A 21,720-nucleotide genomic window follows, 5' to 3' on the forward strand; every position below is an offset into this window, starting at 1 on the left:
ATGAACTCGATGCTCAGCCGGGTCCGTGCCGCTGCCCAGACCATGGCGACCTCGCCCCAGCCCGCGAACGCGCGTACGGCGATCATCGACATCGGTTCCAACAGCGTGCGCCTCGTCGTCTATGACGGGCCACGGCGGCTACCCTTCATCCTGTTCAATGAAAAGGTGATGGCGGGGCTGGGCGCGTCGCTCGCTCGGACCGGGCGGATCGAGGAAGAGCCGATGGAGCGCGGCCTGCGCGCGATCGGCCGTTTCGCCCATCTCTGCCAGGATATGAAGGTCGCCCATATTCGCTGCGTCGCCACGGCGGCGGTGCGCGACGCGACCAATGGCGATGAATTTATCGCCCGTGCCGCCGCCATGGGCCTCACCGTCGAAATATTGACGGGCGCGCAGGAGGCGATCGGTGCGGCCATGGGCGTGTTGTCGGGCATTCCTGGCGCGGACGGCATCGTCGGCGATCTGGGCGGCGGCAGCCTCGAACTGGCGCGGATTCGCAATGGCGCGGTCGAACAGACGATATCGCTGCCCCTGGGTGTGCTGCGCTTGCCGGAAATCCGCGCGAAGGGGCCGGGCGCACTCGAACGGCGCGTCAAGACGATGATGGAGAAGGCGGGCTGGCAGCCGGAACCGGACCTGCCCTTCTATCTGGTCGGCGGATCGTGGCGGGCGCTGGCGCGCTTCGACATGCAATTGACCAATTTCCCGCTGCCGGTCGTCCATCAATATGAAATGACCGCCGCCCGCGCCGAACAATTGACCCGCATTGTGTCGCATGTCGGCCGCGCCCGGCTCAAGAGCATCCCGGCGATGAGCGGGTCGCGTATTCCGACCCTGCCCAACGCCGCTGCCTTGCTGTCGGTCGTGGTACGGCAATTGCGGTCGAGCCGCCTGATCGTGTCGGCCTATGGCCTGCGCGAAGGGCTGCTCTACGAAGATCTGCCCGCCGACATCCGGCAGGATGATCCCCTGCTGGTCGCGGCCGAGGCGGAAGGGGAGGCGCAGTCGCGCTTCCGCGGCCATGGCGACCGCATCGAACGCTGGATCGCGCCCATCTTCCCGCAGGACGGCCCCGATCTGCGGCGCATCCGCCGTGCAGCCTGCCTGCTGGCCGATGTCGGCTGGCGCGCCAATCCCGACTTCCGCGCCGAGCGGGGGGTGGAAATCGCGTTGCACAGCAATTGGGTCGGCATCACCGCTGCGGAACGCGCGATGCTGGCGCAGGCGCTGCACAGCAATTTCGGCGGTGGCCTGTCCACGCCGATCGGTGTCGATCAACTGGCGTCATCAGAAGCCTTGCGCCATGCCGCGCTCTGGGGCCTCGCAATCCGGCTTGCCCAACGTCTGTCGGGCGGTGTCGAAGGGCCGCTCACCCTGTCGCGGCTGGGGCGGGCGGGCGACCTGCTCACCCTGTCGCTGCAACAGGAGGACGCGGAACTGTTTGGCGAGGCGGTGGAGCGGCGCTTGCGTAACCTGGCGCAGGCGATGGGCCTCAAATATCAACTGACCACCTGATCCGCGCCATCTTCCCCCACCTCGCAAATATGGCTAAGTGCCGACGATGACCACCTCTTCCGCGCCGATCAGCCGCTCGCTCTTTTCCTTCGCGATCTTTTATGGTGGCATGGTCTGCATCGCGGGCGTGCTGGGCAATAAGCAGGTGACGCTGGGTCCGATTTCCGCGCTTGGACCTATGGTCGGGCTGGGGCCGCTGGCGGTGGAGGCGGGCATTTTCGCCTTTCTGCTGCTGGTGACGATTTCCAGCGCGGTGGCCGAACTCCATGGCCGCGCCGTCGCCAACCGGCTGGTGCAGATCGGCTTCCTCCCGCTCATCGCGTCGATCCTGCTAACCATCATCGTTCTGTCCGTCCCCGCGGCCAGCGACATGGACCCGGCTAGTGCGGAGGCCTTTGCTAGGATGATGGGCGGCACGCCGCGCATCTGGCTCGGCGGCATCATCGCCTATGGCATTTCGCAGACGCTCAACGTCACGCTGTTTGCGGCATTAAAGGGACAGGCAGGCAGCCGGATGCTCTGGCTGCGCGCGGCGGTCGCCAGTATTTTGTCGCAGATCGTCGATACCCTGCTGTTCGTGTCGATCGCCTTTTACGGCAAATACCCAATCGGCGAACTGCTGATGGGGCAGATTCTGGCCAAGGTCGTGCTGTCCGCGCTGCTCGTCCCGCCGGTCATCTATCTGCTGGTCGGCCTTGGACGGCGGCTCGATCGCGCCTGAGGGGTTGAACTTCGATTAGTTAGCTAACTAATCAAAATCGAAAAACACGCGACCCTTGTCCGGGTCGCTGTACGGTCCCGGCCTTGCGATAGCCCCGCTTAGGGCTTATGCGCCCGCGCATGAACAGCAATCACGCCCCCGATCCCGCGCTCCTCGCCAAGGCCGAAACCCTGGTCGAAGCGCTGCCCTATATGCAGCGCTATGCGGGCAAGACCTTCGTCGTCAAATATGGCGGCCACGCCATGGGCGACCCCGAAGCGGCGCGCGACTTCGCCGAGGATGTGGTGCTGATGAAGGCGGTCGGCATCAATGTCGTCGTCGTCCATGGCGGCGGGCCACAGATCGGCGCGATGCTCAAGAAATTGGGCGTCGAATCGGAGTTCGTCGGCGGCCTGCGCGTCACCGACGCCGAAACCGCCAAGATCGCCGAGATGGTGCTGGCCGGCTCCATCAACAAGGAAATCGTCGGCTGGATCGCCGGGGCTGGCGGCCGTGCCGTCGGCATTTCGGGCAAGGACGGTAACCTCATCCTCTGCGAAAAAGTGTTGGGCAAGCGCGAGGCCGACCCCAATTCGGGGATTGAGCGCAATGTCGATCTGGGCTTCGTCGGCGACCCGGTAAAGGTCGACCGCCGCATCCTCGACACGCTGACGCAGGACGGCATCATCCCCGTGGTCGCCCCCGTCGGCATCGGCGCGGATGGCCATACCTACAACGTCAATGCCGACACGATGGCGGGCGCGATCGCTGCCGAACTCGGCGCATCGCGCTTCTTCCTGCTGACCGATGTCGCGGGCGTGCTGGACAAGGACAAGAACCTCCTGACCGACCTCGACCCGCAGGCGATCGAGGTGTTGCAACAGGATGGCACGATCAGCGGCGGCATGATTCCCAAGCTCGAAACCTGTGTCCGCGCGGTCGAGGGCGGGGTGGACGCCGCAGTCATCCTCGACGGCCGCGTGCCCCATGCGATGCTGCTCGAAATCTTCACCCGGCGCGGCGCAGGCACGCTGATCCGCAATTGATAGAGGAGCGTTTGTCCATGTCGCTGACGCAACTTCTCGTGCCTTCCTTCCGGCAGATGCTCGGCACGCTGTCCGCCTGGCTGGACAAGGCGCAGGCGCAACTGCCAGCCGACGATGCGCAGGTGCTGCTGTCCGCGCGCCTGGCACCGGATATGTTTCCCCTATCGACCCAGATCCGCTTCGCTTGCGTCCAGGCGCATGAAGCCATCGCCCGTCTGCGGGGAGAGGCCTTTTCCGCTGCGCGCGATCAGCTTTTGGAGGAAGGGCGCAATGCCGGGGAGCAGCCGGGTTCGCTGGCAGATGCCAGGGACCGGATTACGCAGACCGTGGCGCTACTGGAGGCTCTGCCCCCCGATGCACTGGATGGTGCCGACAGGATGGTTGCCCACGCCTTGCCCAACGGCATGATCTTTGACCTGACCGCCGAGCAATATGCGCGGGACTGGGTCTTGCCCCAATTTTATTTTCACCTGATGACCGCCTATGCGATCCTGCGGGCGCAGAAGGTGGACCTTGGCAAGGCGGATTATGTGCCGCACATGTTTGCCTATCTTCGGCCGGGGACGATGCCCCAGGGTTGACCCTGGGCCGTATATTGCTCGAATAAGCGTCGCGCAGCGCTTGTGGCAGGATGGCCGCGAGACTAGATATGCGGCGACGCAGCATGGAAGGCCAACAGCGTGCTAGAACTTCTGAACGCCCTTAACGGCATCGTCTATATCGTGCTGGAAGCGGTGTGGTGGATCATCATCGTCCAGGCGGTGCTGAGCTGGCTGATCGCCTTCAACGTCATCAACACCTCCAACGAATATGTGCGCAACGGCCTCTACGCGCTCGATCGCATGACCGAGCCGCTTTACCGTCCGGTGCGCAAGATACTGCCGGATTTGGGGATGCTCGACCTGTCGCCGATGGTCGTGTTGCTCGCGGTGATCATCCTGCAGGGGCCAGTGCGCGAAAATCTGTTCGCGGCGCTGATGCGCGCGGCGATCTGACCGCGGTCTGGTCGCTGGCGGGCGACGATCTGTTGCTTGCCGTCCGGCTGACGCCGGGCGCGGCGAAGGATGCAATCGGCGGCGGCTGGACGGACGAGAAGGGCGCGGGCTGGCTCTGCGCCCGCGTGCGCGCCGTGCCCGAAAAGGGCCGCGCCAATAGCGCGCTGATCGCGCTGCTGGCCAAGGCGCTCGATTGGCCCAAAAGCGCGATTTTACTGGAATCGGGCGACACCAACCGGCTAAAGCGGCTGCGAATACGGGATGGGGCGCACGCGGCTGCGCGCCTCACCGCCATCATCGACATATGGGTGCAAGCGACATGACCATCGGCAAGATCATCGACGGCAAGGCTTATGCGGCGGGGCTGCGCGACACGGTGGCCGAGGGTGTCGCCGCCTTCACCGCGCAGGCGGGGCGCAAGCCGGGGCTCGCGGTCGTACTGGTGGGCGAAGATCCGGCCAGCAGCGTCTACGTCCGGTCCAAGGGCAAGATGACCGTCGCGGTCGGCATGGAAAGCTATGAGTTCAAGCGCCCGGTTACCATCGGCCAGGACGACCTGCTCGACCTGATCGCGGAACTCAACCAGGACGACCGCATCGACGGCATCCTCGTTCAGTTGCCGCTCCCTAGCCACATCGACGAATCCAGCGTCATCGCCGCGATCGACCCGGCCAAGGATGTCGATGGCTTCCATGTCGTCAATGCGGGCCGACTGGCGACGGGGCAGGAGGCGCTGGTCCCCTGCACGCCGATGGGCTGCATCATGCTCCTGAAGGATGAGCTGGGCGACCTGTCGGGGCTGGAGGCGGTCGTGGTCGGCCGCTCCAATATCGTCGGCAAGCCGATGGCGCAGTTGCTGCTCGCCGAAAGCTGCACCGTCACCATCGCGCACAGCCGCACCCGCGACCTCGCCAGCATCGTCCACCGCGCCGACATCGTCGTTGCCGCCGTCGGCCGGGCCGAAATGGTCAAGGGCGAATGGATCAAGCCCGGCGCGACGGTGATCGACGTCGGCATCAACCGCGTGACCGATACCGAGGATGGCAAGAGCCGGATCGTCGGCGACGTCGCCACTGCCGAAGCGCTCGCCCATGTCCGCGCGATCACGCCCGTCCCCGGCGGCGTCGGCCCGATGACGATCGCGGTGCTGCTGCGCAACACGCTGGTCGCCGCCCATGCCCGCGCGGGGCTGCCCAAGCCGGAGGGCTTGTGAGGGCGCGCGCCGCTCTCCTGACGCTCAGCGCGCTGGCGCTGCTCGCGGTGCCAGTCGCCGCCCGCCCGCCGCTGCGCTTTCAGCCCGACCCCAGTTCGGTGATCGCCGCCGAAATCGCCTTCAACCGGCTGGCCAGGCAAAAGGGGCAATGGACCGCCTTTCGCGACACCGCCGCCGATGACGCGGTGATGGCCGTGCCGCAACGGGTGCTGGCGAAGGATTGGCTCAAGGGCCGCACTGACCCGCCCGCACCGATCAGCTGGTCCCCTTCGATCGTCTATGTCGGCTGCGATGGCAATCTGGCCGCCAGCACCGGCAACTGGAGCACGACCGACGGGTCGGTCGGTTATTTCACCACGATCTGGCGACGCGACAAGAAGGGGGCGTGGAAATGGATCTTCGATCATCGCGCCCCGCTCGCCAGCCCCCGCGCCGCGCCCGAATTTCTGACCGGCAAGGTCGCGACCTGCAAACGGCCACAGCGCCCCGAAGGACCGCCGCCGGGCGGAAAGCCGGGCAAGAACGACCTGCCGCCGCCGCCCGACGACAGCCTGCTCTGGAGCGCTGACGTCGCCGCCGATGGCGGTCGCACCGTCACCGTGCAAATATGGAATGGCAGCGGCTATGATGCCGTCATAGCGGACAGGGTAGGGGCCGGATCATGATCGAATTATTCCTGTCGGCCTTCGTCACCCTGTTCGTGGTAATCGACCCGCCGGGCTGCGCGCCCATTTATGCCAGCCTGACCAGCGCGGCAAGCGCGGCCGAACGGCGCGCCATGGCGATCCGCGCAGTCGGCATCGCGGCGGCCATCCTGCTGGTCTTCGCTTTGTGGGGTAAACAACTACTCGGCGTGCTGGGCATCGAACTCGATAGTTTCCGCATCGCGGGCGGCATCATGCTGTTTATGATCGCCATGGACATGGTCTTCGAAAAACGCACCCAGCGGCGCGAGGACCGGGCGCAGAAACTCACCGACGAAGAGCCGCATGTCGAGGATGTCTCGGTCTTCCCGATGGCCATGCCGATGATCGCGGGACCAGGATCGATCGCCACGGTGATGCTGCTCATGTCGCGCGCTCATGATATGACCGAACGTCTGGTCGTGCTGGGCGCGGTGCTGTTGACGCTAGCGCTGATGCTCGGCGCGCTGCTGGCGGCAGGCCCGCTAATGGCACTGCTCGGCCGCAAGATCGAAGCCGTGATCACCCGGCTGCTTGGTGTGCTGTTGGCCGCCCTCGCCGCCCAATTCGTGATCGACGGCCTGAAGGCGAGTTTCTAACGAAAATAAAGCCCCTCCCTTTTAAGGGAGGGGTTGGGGTGGGTCGCGAGCGAAGCGAGCGCTGCGCGGTCTAAAATGGCTGCGCCAGCGATTGCTGAAGGAGCAATCGCACCCACCCCTTCCCCCTCCCTGATAGGGAGGGGCTTGTATCCGCTTAGCTCCGAACGTCAGCCTCGGTCACCGGCGAGATCTTGATCTCCACCCGGCGATTGGCGGCCTTGCCTTCTTCGGTCGCGTTCGATGCGATCGGCTGGGTCTCGCCGAAACCGCGCGTACCCATGCGGGCAGACTGGACGCCACGGCTCACCAGATAGCTCGACACCGCCTGGGCGCGGCGCTCGGACAGGGTCTGGTTATAGGCATCCGCCCCGTCGCTGTCGGTATGGCCGAACACGTCGATATAGGTTTTGGGATATTGCGCCAGAACCGACGCGACATCGTTCAACGTCGGTTGGAACTGCGGCTGCACGTCTGCGCGGTCATAGGCGAAGGTGATGCCCGACGGCATGCGCAGCAACAGGTCGTCGCCATCGCGAATCACATCGACGCCGGTGCCGGCGGTGTCCTCGCGCAACTTGCGTTCCTGCGCATCCATATAAGCGCCAACGCCCGCACCCGCGACCGCGCCGATGCCCGCACCCAGGATCTTTTCGGTGCGGTCGTTGCGGCCGCCAACCAGATCGCCCAACAGATAGCCGCCCAACGCGCCGCCGATACCGCCGATTGCGGCCTTTGAGATCGTGCGCTGGCCCGTATTCGGGTCCGTGGTGCAAGCGGTGGTCGCCAGCATGGCGGCCAAACCGGCGGCCCCGATGATGCGGTGTGAAATCCTCATGACACTATTTCCCTTATCGTATCGCCCTCTGGAGCGGATGCCCCCAAATCGCTGAGCAGCCGTCTTTGTTCCACAAGCGAACTGAACTCATGATGATGGGATGGTTGTGCAAATGAAAGAATAGAGGGTATAGCCTTTCTTCGACCACCATGGCCACGATCCCCCTCCCCAATCCGACGCCCTTTCCCTGGGCCGATCTGTTCATCATCCTCGCGCTGGTGGCGCTGAACGGCGTCTTTGCGATGTCGGAGCTTGCCATCGTATCGGCACGCAAGCCCCGGTTGCAGGGGTTGGAAAAGGCGGGGCGTAAGGGCGCGACCATGGCGATGGCGCTGGCCAGCGATCCCGGCAAGTTCCTTTCCACGGTCCAGATCGGCATCACGCTCATCGGTATCGGAACAGGTGCCTATTCGGGGGCCAGCCTGGGCGGTCCGGTGGGCGAGCAGTTGCGCGCGCTGGGCCTGCCGGCTGCGGTTTCGGCAACGGTGGGCTTTGCCCTGGTGATCGGCCTGACGACCTATGCCTCGCTGATCGTCGGCGAACTGGTGCCTAAGCAATTCGCGCTGCGCGCGCCGGAGGCGATCGCGATCGTGGTCGCGACGCCGATGTTCTGGCTGTCGAAAATCACCGCGCCCATCGTCTGGATATTGGATGGATCGAGCAGTCTGATCTTCAAGCTGCTGCGCATGGACCGCGAATCGGAACATCATGTGACGGTCGACGAACTGCACCTGATCGTAGCCGAAGCGACCAGATCGGGCGTGATCGAGGAAAGCGAGCGGGCGATCATTTCGGGCGTCGTGCGGCTGGCCGACCGGCCGGTGCGCGAGGTGATGACGCAACGGATGGATGTCGACTGGATCGACATCGCTGCCGACGAGGATACGATTCGCGCGCGCCTGCTGGAAACGCCGCATACCAGGCTGCCGGTGGGGCGCGGATCGGTCGAGGATATTATCGGCATCGTCCAGGCGCGCGACATCATGAGTGCGCTGTTCCGGGGCGAACCGCTCAATGTCGGCGCACTGATGCGCAAGGCGGAGGTGGTGCCCGATCAGGTCGATGCCATGGACGCGCTGGAAGTGCTGCGTCGGTCGGATGTGCCGATGGTCATGGTCCATGACGAATATGGCCATTTTGAAGGGATTGTGACCCCGGCCGACTTGCTGTCGGCGATAGCGGGCCACTTCGCCTCGGACCGCGATGCGTTCGACGAACCCGATCTGGTCGAACGGGAGGATGGCAGCCTGTTGGTATCGGGCCAGATGCCGATCGACCAACTGGCCGAGCGGATCGGCGTCGACCTGTCGGAGGACCGCGACTATGCGACCGTCGCTGGCCATGTCCTGTGGCTAATGAAGCGTCTGCCCGAAGTCGGTGACTATATCGAGGACCAGGGCTGGCGCTTCGAGATCGTCGACATGGATGGCCGCAAGATCGACAAGCTGCTGGTCGCGGCCTACTGAGGGGGGGCTGACCTGTCAGTCCAGATGCTTGAGCCAGAACTGCATTGGATGGGCACTGTTCGCTGCTTCCCCCACATCCTTCCAGTCATAATGCGCGATCAGCCCCTCGACGGGCGCAAAGTCGCGCTTGCGCCAGAAGGGGTCGAGCGGGCTATAGTCGGCGGGACGGGCGGGGTGATCCGGGGGGCGGATCACTGCGCAAAAGGCCGCGATCGTGAAGCCCTCTGCACGCGCCTTGGCCTCACGCCGGTCGAAGAAGGCATGGCCTATGCCATGGCCGCGCCATCGGGGCAGCAACACGGATTCGCCGAAATAATAAACCTGGTCGATGGCAATGCCCTGCGCGCGGAAGGGGGCGGCGAATTCGGGGGCGTGATCGACCATCGGTGCGGCGGTGGCCGCGCCGATCAGCCGTTCGCCACCGCCGTCATCAGCAAATGCGCCGACGATGAGCGCGCCGGGGCTTTGCGCATAGGCGGTCAGATAATCCTGTTCATAGGCGCGCCCCGCCGCACCTGATCCATCATAGAGATAGGGAAAATCGCGAAATACCGTGATTCGCAGGTCGGCGAGCGAATCAAGCGCGGCCCCTAGGGCCGCGCCTGTCAGATCCTCGATACGGATCATGCCGCCTGAGGCGAATTATTCGGCTGCGTTCTCGGCCGGAGCCTCGGCTGCATTTGCGGCATTGTCGGCTGCGGCGGCGTTATCACCTTCGGCTTCCGGCTCCGCATCGGCGGCGGGCAGGGGCAGGTTGGAACCCTGCGTATTGAGCCAGGCGATCAGGTTGGCGCGATCGACGGGGTTGCCAAGGCCAGCAAAGGTCATCTTCGTGCCGGGCGCATATTCACGCGGGCTCTTCAGCCACTTATCCAGTGCCTCGAACGTCCAGTTGCCCGGAACCGACTTGAGCGCTTCGGAATAGGCAAAGCCAGCGACATGGCCATGCGCCTTGCCGACCGAATCCCAAAGATTGGGACCAATGCCGTTCGCGCCGCCTTGGTTGACGGTGTGGCAGGCGGCGCATTTGGCGAATACTTTTTCACCCGCCGCGACGTCCGCACCGGCGAGCAGGGTGTTGAGGCTAGGACCGGCAACGGCGCCTTCACCCTCGGCTTCGACGCCCTCGATCGCATAGCCCATGGTTTCGGGCCGCTCGTCATGGAAAATTTTGGAACTGACGATCGCGCCGCCCAGTGCGATAATGCCCGCGAACAGTGCCCAGCCCGCTACGGTATTAAAACGATCGCCCATTTCGCTCGATTTCCCTTGCGTATCTTTTCGGGCGGCCATGTTCCGCGCCCCCTCTTGTGCGCTGCCATAATGGCGGACACGCCAAGGTGCAAGCCGGGTTGACGTGGGAAATATGCCAGGGTGGCCGAGTACGGCCCCGCCGATGCTTGCGTGCGGCCAGGCAACGGCCTAAGCGCGCACCCACTCATGGACAACTATCCAGCCCCCGCCCGCACGATCGTTGCTGACCTGTCCGCCAAGGCCGCTGCCGATCCGGCCCGCGCCGTCGCCTATCAAGGCGCGCCGGGTGCCAATTCGCACCTCGCCGCCTTGGGTTATGCGCCCGATTGCGTGCCCTTGCCTTGTTTCGCGTTCGAGGACGCGATTGATGCAGTGCGCAATGGCCTTGCCGCGCGCGCGATCATCCCGATCGAAAACAGCCTGCATGGGCGGGTTGCGGACATGCATTTCCTGCTGCCCGAATCGGGGCTGGCAATCGTCGACGAATATTTCCTGCGCATCCGCCATTGCCTGATGGCACCCGACAATAGCCCCGTGCAAAGCGCGATCAGCCATCCCCAGGCGCTCGGCCAATGCCGCCACTATCTGCGCGAGCGCGGCATTCAGCCGGTCGCCTATGCCGATACGGCGGGCGCGGCGGCGCTGGTGGCGGAGCGCAAGACGCCCGGCGAAGGGGCGATCGCGCCCTATCTCGCCGCCGAACTCTACGGCCTGCGCCTGATCGCCGAGAATATCGAGGACAGCGACGATAATATGACGCGCTTCCTGGTTCTGGCGCGCGAACCCAAAATGCCGATCGCCAATGTCGGCCCGGTCATGACCACCTTTTTGTTCGAGGTGAAGAATGTCCCCGCCGCGCTCTATAAGGCGATGGGCGGCTTTGCGACCAATGGCGTCAATATGACCAAGCTGGAAAGCTATCAGCGCGGAGCGAGCTTCGCCGCGACCGAATTTTTCTGCGATATCGAAGGGATGCCGGGCGATCCGGCGGTCGACCGGGCGCTCGCCGAACTGGAGTTCCACACCAAATGGGTGCGGGTGCTGGGCAGCTATCGGCAGGCACGCCCCCGCACTTAAGTGCAGGCTTACGCTTTCGCAGGCGCGCAATCGCGCCTATAGGCGCTTCATGGTCGCAGCTATTCTTTTGTCCGCCCTGGCGATGAGCGCCATTGTCGGCGTGCGGTATCTGTTGGCGAGCGGGGGCTTTGCGCTCGCAACCCGGATTCGCCAGCCGGGCCTCTATCGGGGCCTCGAAAAGCAGATGGGGCGGGAGATTGCCTGGTCCCTGGCTTCCGCGCTCATCTACGGCATACCCGCGGGCGTGGTCGCCTGGGGCTGGCAGGCGCATGGCTGGACGCGCATCTACACCGATGTCGCGGCGATGCCGCTCTGGTATCTGCCGCTCTCGGTGCTGCTCTATCTCGCCGCGCATGACACCTGGTTCTACTGGACCCATCGCTGGATGCACCGACCCAAGCTGTTTCGCGTCGCCCATGCGGTGCATCATGCCAGCCGCCCGCCCACGGCCTGGGCGGCGATGAGCTTCCACCCCTGGGAAGCGCTGACCGGCGCGGTGGTGATCCCGGCGCTGGTGTTCCTCATCCCCATCCATGTCGGTGCGCTCGGTGTCGTGCTGACGATCATGACAGTGATGGGGGTCAGCAATCATATGGGGTGGGAGATGTTCCCGCGCTGGATGGTACGCGGCCCGATCGGCGGATGGCTGATCACGGCAACCCATCATCAGCGGCATCATGATCGCTATAATTGCAATTATGGCCTCTATTTCCGCTTTTGGGACCGGCTTTGCGGCACCGACCAGGGGCTAGGCGATTTCACGACGAAGGCGCGCGCATGATCGGGCGGGTGGCGATGGCTGTCATCGCATTGGCGGGATTGAGCGGGGCGGCACCGCTCAGCCAGCCCCAGTCGGTCAGCATGGCGGTGGAAGGGCTGCGGTCCGGCAAGGGGCAGCTATTAGTGTGCGTCACGCGGATGCCCGAACATTTCCCCGACTGCACCCAGGACCCCGACAAACGCCATTTCGCCGTCCCGGCGCAAGGCGGAGCAGTCGCGCTGGGTGCGATGGCACCGGGCCACTATGCCATCGCCATCATCCATGACGAAAATGGCAATGGCAAATTGGATACTTTTGCCGGAATCCCGCGCGAAGGCGTCGGCTTCTCGCGCAACCCGGTGCTGCGTTTCGGCGCGCCCAGTTTTCGGTCGGCCAGTTTCCCTGTCGCAGGTGCGCCGGTGGAGCAGGATATCAAGCTCAAATATTTCCTTTGACACGATCGGTTGGTCGCATCGGCGGGAACCTGTAACCAGCCCGAAACATTCTAGGCCCTGACGCACATCAAGACAGGGTTTTTCATGCCATTTTTCCGCTGCTCTCTGGCCGCGACGGTCGTCGCGACCCTGTCCCTTGCTGTGCCCGCGCTGGCGCAAGATGAAGAACAGCATAGCACGCTGACTATCGGGGCTGGTGCCGCCATGATCCCCAGCTATGAAGGGTCGGACGATTATCGCGTCCTGCCGATCGCGCAGGCCCGCGGTAAAGTGCATGATTACGCCTTCTGGACGCGCGGCACGTCGCTCTATGTCGATGCGATCCCCGACCCCATCGGACCAAGCGTGAATTTTGAACTGGGGCCGATCGTCAACGTCCGGCTTGACCGGACCAGCCGCAAGCAGATCAAGGATGAGGCCGTGCAATTGTTAGGCAAGCGCGACCTCGCGGTGGAGGTCGGTGCCTTTGTCGGCATCGGCAAGACCGGGGTCATCACCAGCGACTATGACAATATATCGGCGCGGGTTGCCGTGACCAAGGATGTGGCGGGCGCACATGGCGGTTATGTCGTCACGCCGACGGTTGAATATTTCACCCCGCTGTCGATGACCACCTTCGCGGGCCTCAGCCTCTCGGCCGATTATGTCGGCAAGAAATATGGCCGCTATTATTTCGACATCACGCCGCAGGAGAGCCTGGCCAGTGGCCTCGACGTCTATGACCGTGCCGGTCGCGGGTCCGGCTTCAAGCGGATGAGCGCCAACCTGACGGCGGGCAAGTCCCTGTCGGGCGATCTGCGCAAGGGTTGGGCGCTCTTCGGTCTGGCCGGCTATTCGCGGATGCTCGGCAAATATGCCGACTCGCCGATCGTGTCGGACGCCGGATCGCGCAACCAGTTCGTCGGCGCGCTTGGCATTGGCTACACCTTCTGACAGTCGGTCTTGCGGGGAAAGGGTGACGCGCCCCATATGGCGATATATGGAGGCGGCGACACACCGCATTGGCAGGAGATTGAAGCGTGGCGACCCTGGGATTGAGCGAGGCCGACAAGGCGGCGATTGAGGCGTTCCGCCAGGACGTGGTGGAGCCGTCGCGCACCCAGTTGGTGATCGTCGATTTCTGGGCCGAATGGTGCGGCCCGTGCAAGCAACTGACCCCGATCATCGAAAAGGTCTGCGCCGATTATGCGGCCAAGGGCGTCAAGCTGGTCAAGGTCAATGTCGATGAAAATGGCTTCATCGCCAGCCAGTTCCGGGTCCAGTCGATCCCGACCGTCTATGCCGTGTTCCAGGGCCAGCCCGTCGCGGACCTGACCCAGGCGCGGACCGAAGGCGCACTCAAACAATATCTTGACCAATTGCTGTCGCAACTGCCGATCGAATCGGAAGAAAAGTCGCAGGCGCAGGAAATTGCCCCGCTGATCGCCATGGGCGAGGAATTGCTGGCCGAGGGCGATGCCGAGCGCGCCTTGTCGGTGTTCACCCAGATCGCGCAAATGGTCCCCGACATGGTCGAGGTGGTCGCAGGACAAGCGCGGGCGCTGGTGATGTTGGGCCAGTTGGACGAGGCCGAAGCGCTGCTGGCGGCCTTGCCCGCCGAGATCGCCCGGCACGGCCCGGTCGATCAGGCGCGGGCGGCGATCGCGCTGGCACGCGACGTCAAGCCATTGGCGGACCTGTCGGCGGTCGAAGCGAAGGTCGCGGCCGATCCCGACGATCATGAAGCCCGGTTTGAGCTCGCGGGCGGACTGATGGCCAATGGCGACCGCGACGGGGCGGCCGACGCGCTGCTGGAAATCGTGCGGCGCGACCGGACCTGGAACGAAGGCGCGGCGCGCGCGCAACTCGTCACCATCTTCGAAGCCGTCGGGCTGGAAGATCCGTGGGTATCCGCGCAGCGTCGCAAGCTGTCGCAGATCCTCTTCGCCTGATGCCCCTCGCGCGCGTCTCTATTTTTCCCCTGTCCGGCGCCTTGCTGCTGCCGGGCATGGACCTGCCGCTGCATATTTTCGAGCCGCGCTATCGGGCGCTGATCCATGACGCGATGGCGCGCGACCGGCGCATCGGCATGATCCAGCCGCGCGAAGGCGGGCCGGTGCCCTCGCTGTTCGACATGGGATGCCTGGGCCATGTCAGCCATATCGAGGCGATGGAGGATGGGCGGTTCAACATCATCCTGACCGGCCTCGCCCGCTTCCGCTTCGTGCGCGAATTGCCGGTGGCGACGCAATTCCGCCAGATCGAAGCGGACATCGAGCAGGCGCCGCAGGAAGATGAAGTGCTGCACGCGGTCGAACGCGCCGCATTGGAGCAGGAATCGCGGCGCTTTGCCGATGCGCTGGGCTATGTGGTGGACTGGACCGCCGTGTCGCGGCTGGACGACACGTCGCTGGTCAACGGCATCGCCCAGATCGCGCCGTTCGACCCCGCCGCCAAACAGACCTTGCTGGAAGCCGATACGCTGTCCGAACGCTCCGAACGGATCATCCAACTCATGCAGATCGTCGGCCGCGCAGACCGCGACGGCGGAGCAACGATGCAGTGAGCGAGTATGCGCCGATCGACCCCTGGCTATTTGCCAAGCTGGTATGCCCGGTAACCCGCACGCCCTTACGCTGGGACGCAGCCCGCAATGCGCTCGTCTCGGAAGCCGCGGGCCTGGCCTATCCGGTTCGCGACGGCGTCCCGGTGCTGTTGGCGCGGGAAGCCAGCGCTATTTGAACGCCGCGATACATTCCACTTCCAGCGGCGCGCCGAGCGCCAGGCCGTCCGCGCCGAAGGCGCTGCGGGTGGGCAGGCGTTTGCCCGCGAAATAGGGCGTATAGGCGGCGTTGAAGCGGGGCCAGTCGGCCATGTCGTCCAGCATCACCGTGCATTTGACGACATCGCCATAGTCGAGGCCATTATCCTTGAGGATGCCGCCAATCGCATCCATCGCACCCCTGACCGCCGCGTCGAAACCCTCTTTGTGTGCGTCCATGCCTTCGGGCACCTGACCGATCTGCCCCGACATATAGAGAATGTCGCCCACCCGGATCGCGGGGGAGAAGGGCACGCTGGCGGGCATCGGCTGCGGAGCGGGGGCGGGTTGCGCGAACGCAGGCGTCGTAGCCAGCAGCAGGGCGGCGGGGATCAGGCGGACCATCAGTTTCTCCAAATATCAGGCACGGGGCAGGGCGGCGAGCAGCCGTTCGACATCTGTCGCATCGTTGAACACCGAAGGCGAGACGCGCAGATGATGATCGTGCAGCGACACACGCACCCCGGCCTTGGCCAGCGGGTCCGACAGCCGCGCCTTGGCATCGGGCAGCAGTGCGGTGAGCAGCGGCGCGGTGGTGCCGGATGGGGTGACGATCGCATAGCCCTTGGCGCTTAGGCCTTCGCGCAAGGGGGCGATCAATTGCTGGGCATGGGCCTGGATCGCGGGCATAGTCAGGCGACCGATATAGTCGAGCGAATGATCGAGCGCGGCGACGATTGCCTGCGCATAGGTGCCGGTCGCGAAATGGCCGAGCGCGCCTGTGCGGACGGCATAGCTGACCGGGGCGTCGCCCGGCGGGTCGAGCGGATAGGCATGGGTCTGCGGCGGCGACAGGCCGATGCCCGGCGGGGCGTCGGGCGCGGCAAAGCCATAATAGCCATATTCGGTACGGGGTAGCTGATCCCACACGCCGCGCCTGACGTAGAGGAAGCCAAGCCCGAAATCCCCCATCAGCCATTTATAGCAGGCGCAGGCGGCGAAATCGACGCCGCTGGCATGGAGATCGACCGGGACAGCCCCCGCCGCATGAATGATGTCAGCATAGACCAACGCGCCGACCTTGTGCGCTAGGTCGCACACGGCCTTCAGGTCATGCTGGAAGCCATTATAGGTCGATACGAGCGAGAGGCTGACGAGGCGGGTGCCGGGCGTAATGGCGCGGGCCATATCGTCCAGTTCGATGCGGCCGTCGCGCGCCTTAACCCAGGCGACATCGACGCCCTGTTTGGCCATTTCCAGATACATGGGGAAGGCGGCATAGAAATGCAGCATATCGGTGACCACGCGGCCCCTGTTGGCGGGAAAGCCGAGCGCACGCAGCACCGACTGCTCGCCCATGGTGGTGGATTGGACCCAGGTGATTTCATCCGCGTCGGCGTTCACCAGGCGCGCAAATTTGGCGATGACTCCCGCCCGATCGACGGGCTTGCGAGCGAGCGCGGCGGGATCAAGCGTGCGGCCAGCGACATAGGCGTCCATCGCGGCGCGCGCGCCCAGGCTGATCGGATGGGTCGATGCGCTGTCGAGATAGGCGACCGGGGTGGCGGCAAAGCCCGCCTTGTCGGGCAGAGCGGGCGTCGCAGCACCCGCTGTCCTGGCCGCCAACGGCAGGGCCACCGCCGCGCCCAGCGCCTCGCGACGGGTAAGGCTCATGCCAGCGCCTTGAGCAGTCCGGTCTTGAACGCCTGCATTTCAGTCGGCGTGCCGAACGAGACGCGGACCCAGTCGTCCATATATTTGCGCGGGCCGCCGATGTAGATTTTCTGCGCCGCCAGCGCAGCCGTCACATCCGCGCCGGAGCGGCCGACATGGATCATCGCGAAACTCGCCTGCGAGGGGAGGTAGCGCAGCCCTTGTGCGTCAAGCCAGCGGTAGAGATCGTCGCGCACCGCCTTGTTCTCGGCCTTGCGCGTTGGCAGCAGCATGGGATCGAGCAGGCTCGCCTCCGCCGCGATCACGGCGGGCATGGGCGTGATGTTGGTGCCATAGCGGGCCATGCCGTCGAGCAGATCCTTGCGCCCCGCGATCAGGCCGCAGCGCAAGCCCGCAAGGCCGTAAATCTTGGAAAAGGTCCGCGTCACCAGCACCTCCGCGCCACTGGCGACCAGATCGAGGCAGGTCCGGGCATCGCTGAAATCAATATAGGCTTCATCGACCAGCAGGATCGCGCCCTTGGGCTTGTTGGCGAGCAGCCAGTCGATGTCGGTGCGCGCGGTGACGAGGCCGGTCGGGTTGTTGGGATTGCACAGATAATAGACGCTCGCATTCGGCGCGGCGGCCAGCAGTTTGCGTGGGTCTGCGGCGAAATCGCCCGACAACGGCACGGCGACCGAGCGGGTGACGCTCTGGTTGCCTAGCCCCAGAAACCCTTGGTCGAAGGTCGGCTCGAAATTGGCGATGGGGCGGTCAGTCGAGGAATAGGTCAGCGCGACCGATCGGAGCGGCATGAAGGAGCCGGGATGGACCTGCACCTGTTCGGGGGAGAGGCCATTTTGCCGCGCGAACAGGCTCTCCAGCTTGCCTGCAAACGCCATGCCATAGCGGCCCGACAAGGGCGGCAATTTGGCCAGCGCACCAAGCGCCGCAGCGCCGGGGCCGACGGGATGTTCATTGCTGTTGAGGAAGATGCCGTCGGTCAGGCTGGCGACCATGGCGGCGGGATCGTCGGGCAAATCGACCTTGCGCCCGCGCTGGGCGAGGGCGGGCGTAGCCGTCGCGAGGGCGGTGGCACCCATAGCCCCGCGCATCAGCATGCGGCGGGACAGGCTGTCGGACGATCCGGTCATGCAGGCACCCTCCATAGCAAAAGGGCCGGTTCGTTCCCGAACCGACCCTCCATTGTGCGTAACTTAGAATTTGAAGTCGATACGCGCGTAATAATAGCCGCCCGCCGTGCCGTAGGGGCTATGGTTGTAAGGACTGTTATAGGCCCCTGCACCATTTTGATAAGGTGACACGCCAGGGTTCACGACAACGCCTGCGCCCGACACCATCTTGGGTACTTCAGGCACCTTATCGAACAGGTTATTGGCACCAATTGAAAAGGTCACACTATCGTTAAAGTCATAACCGACTTCTAGATCGGTAATGACTGCCGACTTGACCACGCCATTGAAGTAGAGCTGGTTGGCGTTGACGCCGTTCACCAGCGCGCCATCGGCGATCAGGAAGCCGCCTTCCGGCACGACGCCGCTGCCGACACCCGGCCGGACCAGGATGCTGGTCTTGGCATAGAGCGTTTCGCGCAGGTTGACACTCAACTTGCCTGCCTTGAGCAGGGCGCCGAAGCCAACCTTATATTTGGGAGTCGTGTCTTCGATATTGCTTTCGGAAGCGGCGTTGAACAGCGGATAACCGACCTTATTGTTGGTTATCTTCGTCTTGTTATAGTTGCCGTTGAGCGACAGGTTGAGAGAACCAAAGTCCAGGGCCACCGGATAGGCGATGGAGAAATCGACGCCGGTCGTTCGGGTATCGATGCCGTTGGTGAAACTCTGGACGCCGACCTGTTGCAAGGCGGTGTCGAGAACGATGCCAGCGGCAGAGAGCGCGTCGAAGATCGCGTCGGCACCTGGCTGGACGACACCACCCTGGACGGCGTTGCGCGATGCCGTGGCAGCGATGCGATCCTTGATCTTGATCATATAGGCATCGACCGTGATGGCGAGCTTGGGCACAGGGCGCAGAACGATGCCCGCCGAGAAGTTCTTGGACTTTTCAGGGCCAAGCGAGTCGAAGCCGAGCAAGGCGGCCGCCGGGCTGCCCGCGGGCAACTGGGCCACGGCGCTGGTCGGCCCCACGTTGATCGTCGAATATTTCTGTTCAGCCAGCGACGGAGCGCGGAAGCCGGTGCTGGCCGTGCCGCGGATGGCGATGGCGTCCGAGAAGTCGTAGCGGGTCGTGATCTTACCGATCAGCGTATCGCCGAAGTCGGTATAATCTTCATAGCGGCCGGCCAGATCGACCGTCCAGCCTTCGACCGGCTGGGCGATGAAGTTGATATAGCCAGCGCGCGAACTGCGCTTGAAGCGGCCTGCGTCGGTCGCCTTGTAGCCGGGGAAGGACTGCACGCCGGTCTTGTAGGTCGAATAGAAATCGCCCTGGACGATTTCATAGGTGTCCTTGCGATATTCCCCACCGAAGGCGAAGGTCAGCGGGGCGGCCATGCCGACTTCGAATTCCTTGCGGATGTCGGCGGTCACCGTGGTCTGGCTCAGGCGGAAGCCGCCGTCATAGGCCTTGTCGGGCGTGTTGGGCGTGCCGATGCCTGCCAGTGCTGCGGCATAGCTTTCCTGCCATACTTCGCGATGGGCGGAATTTTCGGTCCAGATGTCGTTCTTCTGATTGGCGTAGGTGGTGCTGAGGTCGTAATTCCAGCCGCCGCCAAACTCGCCTTTGGCGCCGACGGTGAAGCTATATTCATCCTCGATCACATGCTGCAGCGGGACCATGCCGTTAATGCCGGTATCGCTATAGCAGATGTTGGGATTATAGGCGGCTGGCGTAACTGCACCGCCGAGGTTTCCGGCTTCGTAACAAATCCGTTTTGGATGGCGATAGCCTTGCTTTGCCCAGCCTTCGCGGCGGGACACATCACCGAAACTGTAGACTTCGACGCCGCCGAAATCATAGCCGGCATTGTAGAAGAGCAGATTGAGTTCGGTCTTGGGCTGGCCACCGTTGATGTTGGCGAGCGCGTCGCCGGTCAGATTGGACCATTGCGCCGGCGCATTGGGTTGCAACGTGCCGTCCGGCTTCGTCACCTGGACTTGGCCATCGCCCAGCGTCGTATAATCCTGGCGACGGTGGAACAGGCTGACGTTGAGGAAGCCGTCTTCGCCCAGTTTGACGCCATAATTGCCGGAAACCGAGAACAACTCACCCTGGCTGTCAAAATATTGACCGCCGGTGACCTTGAAGGAGCCGCCCTCGGCCTGATCCTTGAGGATGAAGTTGATGACACCCGCAATCGCGTCCGTACCATAGACGGCGGCGGCGCCTTCCTGGAAGACTTCGACCTGCGAGACGGCATCTGGCGGAATGAGATCGATGCTGGGGGCGGCCGAACCGGAGAAGGCACCAAGCACCTGGAGAATAGCGTTGCCGTGACGACGCTTGCCGTTGACTAGGACCAGCGTGTGGTTCGGGCTGAGGCCGCGAAGGCGGGCGGACAGCGAGAAGCTGGAAAGATCGGTGCCCTGGGTCTGCGCCGTGAAGCTTGGGACGATCTGGGTCAGAACCTGATTGAGGTTCGGCTGTCCGACCCGCGTGATAGCGTCCTGACCCAAGACCTGGATCGGCGCTGCGCTGTCCGTCGCCTGCATGCCAACGGCGCGGGTGCCGGTTACGATGATGGTGCCGCCGTCCTCGGCCTGCGGTTCCTGCGGTGCTTCTTGCGCCAATGCGCAAGCGGACCAAGACGAAGCGAGAATCAATGAAAGTTTAAGCGCTGACAAGCGTGTCATTCATGCCCCCTGTTATTGCATTGTTGATGACAGGGGGTTTGACGATTGGTTCAGGCAAAGCCTCTATTGCGCCGCACAATTTTTAAGTAAAAATGCAATAATTATCACGGCTTATTTGGGTGGCGACTCATCAAGATAATTTTCTTTTACATATTCACGCAATTGCCAATTTTGCACTGATGATGATGCATTTTGCATGTATCTGGCATGGTGGATTTTGCCGCTTGGTTCGTTTTTGCGCTGTCTATTTTCTTGTTTTCACGATGCCATGGCGGCGTCGATCAGCGCCTTGGCCTCGGCCCCTTCCCAATCCATCGCGCCAATCACGCGCACCATTTCCTTGCCCTGCGCGTCATAGAGGACGGTGGTGGGCAACAGGCCGGTGGCATAGTCGAAGCCGAACTGGTTGTCGGGGTCCGCCCAGCCCTTCAAATGGGGCAGGTCATGCTTGGTGAAAAAGGGCTTCACCGCCTTTTCGCCCTGATTATCCTGCGAGATGGTGAGGACGGCCAGCCCCTTGGGACCGTAGGTGGCGGCGATCCGGTCGAGCGTCGGCATTTCCGCGACGCATGGCGTACACCAGGTCGCCCACAGATTGACCAGCATCGGCCGCCCGGCAAAATCCTGCAGCGTCGCCTCGCCGCCATCGGGGTTCTGGAAGGTGAAGGTCGGCGCGGCCGTTCCCGCCTTGCTGCGATCGAGCCGATAGTTGAACGCTTCGCTGTCCGTCGTTGCATTCCCGGACGTCGGAACCTCGCCGCTCATGCTCGCATTGGCTTGCCCAGCGGGCGACGATTGCCTATCGCAAGCCGCCAGACCGGCAGCCAGGAGCAGTATCATTAGCGCGCGCGAAGCAAATGAGGACAATGGGGTTTCCAAGGGAGAAGGCTCCAACA

The 21,720-nt window shown here is 63.8% G+C and carries 25 protein-coding genes; 17 read left to right on the forward strand and 8 right to left on the reverse strand.

Going from position 1 to position 21,720, the window contains the following annotated elements:
* The 9 genes from J2W40_RS01270 to J2W40_RS01310 all read left to right on the forward strand — a co-directional run bounded on the left by J2W40_RS01270 (position 1) and on the right by J2W40_RS01310 (position 6,751).
* Positions 1-1,515, forward strand: a complete 1,515-nt coding sequence (locus J2W40_RS01270) for a Ppx/GppA phosphatase family protein (RefSeq protein ID WP_310221326.1) — start codon at positions 1-3, stop codon at positions 1,513-1,515.
* 46 nt (positions 1,516-1,561) lie between these two features.
* Positions 1,562-2,236 carry a queuosine precursor transporter gene (locus J2W40_RS01275; RefSeq protein WP_310221327.1) on the forward strand — a complete coding sequence of 225 codons (675 nt, stop codon included), beginning with the start codon at positions 1,562-1,564 and terminating at the stop codon, positions 2,234-2,236.
* Positions 2,237-2,343: 107 nt separating this feature from the next.
* Complete coding sequence (gene argB / locus J2W40_RS01280; RefSeq protein ID WP_310221329.1) at positions 2,344-3,261, forward strand: acetylglutamate kinase; 918 nt, start codon at positions 2,344-2,346, stop codon at positions 3,259-3,261.
* A 17-nt stretch (positions 3,262-3,278) separates the two neighbouring features.
* Positions 3,279-3,842 (forward strand): DUF1993 domain-containing protein, encoded by a 564-nt coding sequence (locus J2W40_RS01285; RefSeq protein WP_310221331.1) that lies wholly within the window; start codon positions 3,279-3,281, stop codon positions 3,840-3,842.
* Positions 3,843-3,941: 99 nt separating this feature from the next.
* Positions 3,942-4,256, forward strand: coding sequence for a YggT family protein (locus J2W40_RS01290; RefSeq protein WP_310221333.1), 315 nt, complete (start codon positions 3,942-3,944; stop codon positions 4,254-4,256).
* The gene (locus J2W40_RS01295) at positions 4,253-4,579 is read left to right on the forward strand and encodes a DUF167 family protein (RefSeq protein WP_476470231.1); all 327 of its coding nucleotides are present in this window, start codon (positions 4,253-4,255) and stop codon (positions 4,577-4,579) included. The genes J2W40_RS01290 and J2W40_RS01295 overlap by 4 nt, the downstream gene beginning before the upstream one ends.
* Positions 4,576-5,469, forward strand: coding sequence for a bifunctional methylenetetrahydrofolate dehydrogenase/methenyltetrahydrofolate cyclohydrolase FolD (gene folD, locus J2W40_RS01300; protein ID WP_310221337.1), 894 nt, complete (start codon positions 4,576-4,578; stop codon positions 5,467-5,469). Before J2W40_RS01295 ends, folD begins: the two co-directional genes overlap by 4 nt.
* Positions 5,466-6,134, forward strand: coding sequence for a Cif family virulence factor (locus J2W40_RS01305; protein WP_310221339.1), 669 nt, complete (start codon positions 5,466-5,468; stop codon positions 6,132-6,134). The genes folD and J2W40_RS01305 overlap by 4 nt, the downstream gene beginning before the upstream one ends.
* Positions 6,131-6,751 (forward strand): MarC family protein, encoded by a 621-nt coding sequence (locus tag J2W40_RS01310; protein ID WP_310221341.1) that lies wholly within the window; start codon positions 6,131-6,133, stop codon positions 6,749-6,751. Before J2W40_RS01305 ends, J2W40_RS01310 begins: the two co-directional genes overlap by 4 nt.
* A 154-nt stretch (positions 6,752-6,905) precedes the next feature.
* Here the strand turns inward: J2W40_RS01310 and J2W40_RS01315 are convergent, their stop codons facing one another.
* On the reverse strand, positions 6,906-7,586 hold the full coding sequence (locus tag J2W40_RS01315; protein ID WP_310221343.1) for a YiaD family glycine zipper/OmpA-like lipoprotein: 681 nt from the start codon (positions 7,584-7,586) through the stop codon (positions 6,906-6,908).
* Positions 7,587-7,735: 149 nt separating this feature from the next.
* Here J2W40_RS01315 and J2W40_RS01320 point away from each other — a divergent pair, with 149 nt between their 5' ends.
* Positions 7,736-9,052, forward strand: a complete 1,317-nt coding sequence (locus tag J2W40_RS01320) for a hemolysin family protein (RefSeq protein ID WP_310221345.1) — start codon at positions 7,736-7,738, stop codon at positions 9,050-9,052.
* 15 nt (positions 9,053-9,067) lie between these two features.
* On the opposite strand, the gene J2W40_RS01325 is transcribed toward J2W40_RS01320, so the two are convergent.
* The gene (locus tag J2W40_RS01325) at positions 9,068-9,679 is read right to left on the reverse strand and encodes a GNAT family N-acetyltransferase (RefSeq protein WP_310221347.1); all 612 of its coding nucleotides are present in this window, start codon (positions 9,677-9,679) and stop codon (positions 9,068-9,070) included.
* Positions 9,680-9,694: 15 nt separating this feature from the next.
* Positions 9,695-10,306 (reverse strand): cytochrome c family protein, encoded by a 612-nt coding sequence (locus J2W40_RS01330; RefSeq protein ID WP_310221350.1) that lies wholly within the window; start codon positions 10,304-10,306, stop codon positions 9,695-9,697.
* Positions 10,307-10,492: 186 nt separating this feature from the next.
* Here J2W40_RS01330 and J2W40_RS01335 point away from each other — a divergent pair, with 186 nt between their 5' ends.
* From J2W40_RS01335 to J2W40_RS01365, 7 genes are all read left to right on the forward strand, one after another.
* Complete coding sequence (locus tag J2W40_RS01335; RefSeq protein WP_310221352.1) at positions 10,493-11,383, forward strand: prephenate dehydratase; 891 nt, start codon at positions 10,493-10,495, stop codon at positions 11,381-11,383.
* Between the two features lie 49 nt (positions 11,384-11,432).
* A complete protein-coding gene (locus J2W40_RS01340; protein WP_310221354.1) occupies positions 11,433-12,164 on the forward strand; it encodes a sterol desaturase family protein in 732 nt (243 codons plus the stop codon).
* Positions 12,161-12,598, forward strand: coding sequence for a DUF2141 domain-containing protein (locus J2W40_RS01345; protein WP_310221355.1), 438 nt, complete (start codon positions 12,161-12,163; stop codon positions 12,596-12,598). The genes J2W40_RS01340 and J2W40_RS01345 overlap by 4 nt, the downstream gene beginning before the upstream one ends.
* Before the next feature lie 84 nt (positions 12,599-12,682).
* Positions 12,683-13,531 carry a MipA/OmpV family protein gene (locus tag J2W40_RS01350; protein WP_310221357.1) on the forward strand — a complete coding sequence of 283 codons (849 nt, stop codon included), beginning with the start codon at positions 12,683-12,685 and terminating at the stop codon, positions 13,529-13,531.
* 86 nt (positions 13,532-13,617) lie between these two features.
* A complete protein-coding gene (locus tag J2W40_RS01355) occupies positions 13,618-14,529 on the forward strand; it encodes a tetratricopeptide repeat protein (RefSeq protein WP_310221359.1) in 912 nt (303 codons plus the stop codon).
* Positions 14,529-15,143, forward strand: coding sequence for an LON peptidase substrate-binding domain-containing protein (locus tag J2W40_RS01360; RefSeq protein ID WP_069065984.1), 615 nt, complete (start codon positions 14,529-14,531; stop codon positions 15,141-15,143). Before J2W40_RS01355 ends, J2W40_RS01360 begins: the two co-directional genes overlap by 1 nt.
* Complete coding sequence (locus J2W40_RS01365; RefSeq protein WP_310221362.1) at positions 15,140-15,319, forward strand: Trm112 family protein; 180 nt, start codon at positions 15,140-15,142, stop codon at positions 15,317-15,319. The genes J2W40_RS01360 and J2W40_RS01365 overlap by 4 nt, the downstream gene beginning before the upstream one ends.
* On the opposite strand, the gene J2W40_RS01370 is transcribed toward J2W40_RS01365, so the two are convergent.
* The 5 genes from J2W40_RS01370 to J2W40_RS01390 all read right to left on the reverse strand — a co-directional run bounded on the left by J2W40_RS01370 (position 15,312) and on the right by J2W40_RS01390 (position 21,664).
* Entirely contained in the window at positions 15,312-15,743 is a 432-nt protein-coding gene (locus tag J2W40_RS01370) for a RidA family protein (RefSeq protein WP_310221364.1), read from the reverse strand. The genes J2W40_RS01365 and J2W40_RS01370 overlap by 8 nt on opposite strands.
* Positions 15,744-15,758: 15 nt before the next feature.
* Positions 15,759-17,012 carry an aminotransferase class V-fold PLP-dependent enzyme gene (locus J2W40_RS01375; protein ID WP_310221366.1) on the reverse strand — a complete coding sequence of 418 codons (1,254 nt, stop codon included), beginning with the start codon at positions 17,010-17,012 and terminating at the stop codon, positions 15,759-15,761.
* Positions 17,009-18,145 (reverse strand): aminotransferase class I/II-fold pyridoxal phosphate-dependent enzyme, encoded by a 1,137-nt coding sequence (locus J2W40_RS01380; protein ID WP_310221368.1) that lies wholly within the window; start codon positions 18,143-18,145, stop codon positions 17,009-17,011. Before J2W40_RS01380 ends, J2W40_RS01375 begins: the two co-directional genes overlap by 4 nt.
* 63 nt (positions 18,146-18,208) lie before the next feature.
* A complete protein-coding gene (locus J2W40_RS01385; protein ID WP_310221370.1) occupies positions 18,209-20,824 on the reverse strand; it encodes a TonB-dependent receptor plug domain-containing protein in 2,616 nt (871 codons plus the stop codon).
* 258 nt (positions 20,825-21,082) lie between these two features.
* Positions 21,083-21,664, reverse strand: a complete 582-nt coding sequence (locus tag J2W40_RS01390) for a TlpA family protein disulfide reductase (RefSeq protein ID WP_310221371.1) — start codon at positions 21,662-21,664, stop codon at positions 21,083-21,085.
* Between the last annotated feature and the right edge of the window lie 56 nt (positions 21,665-21,720).

Origin of the sequence: Sphingobium xenophagum, assembly GCF_031457465.1 — a bacterium.
GTDB classification, from domain to species: Bacteria; Pseudomonadota; Alphaproteobacteria; order Sphingomonadales; family Sphingomonadaceae; genus Sphingobium; species Sphingobium xenophagum_A.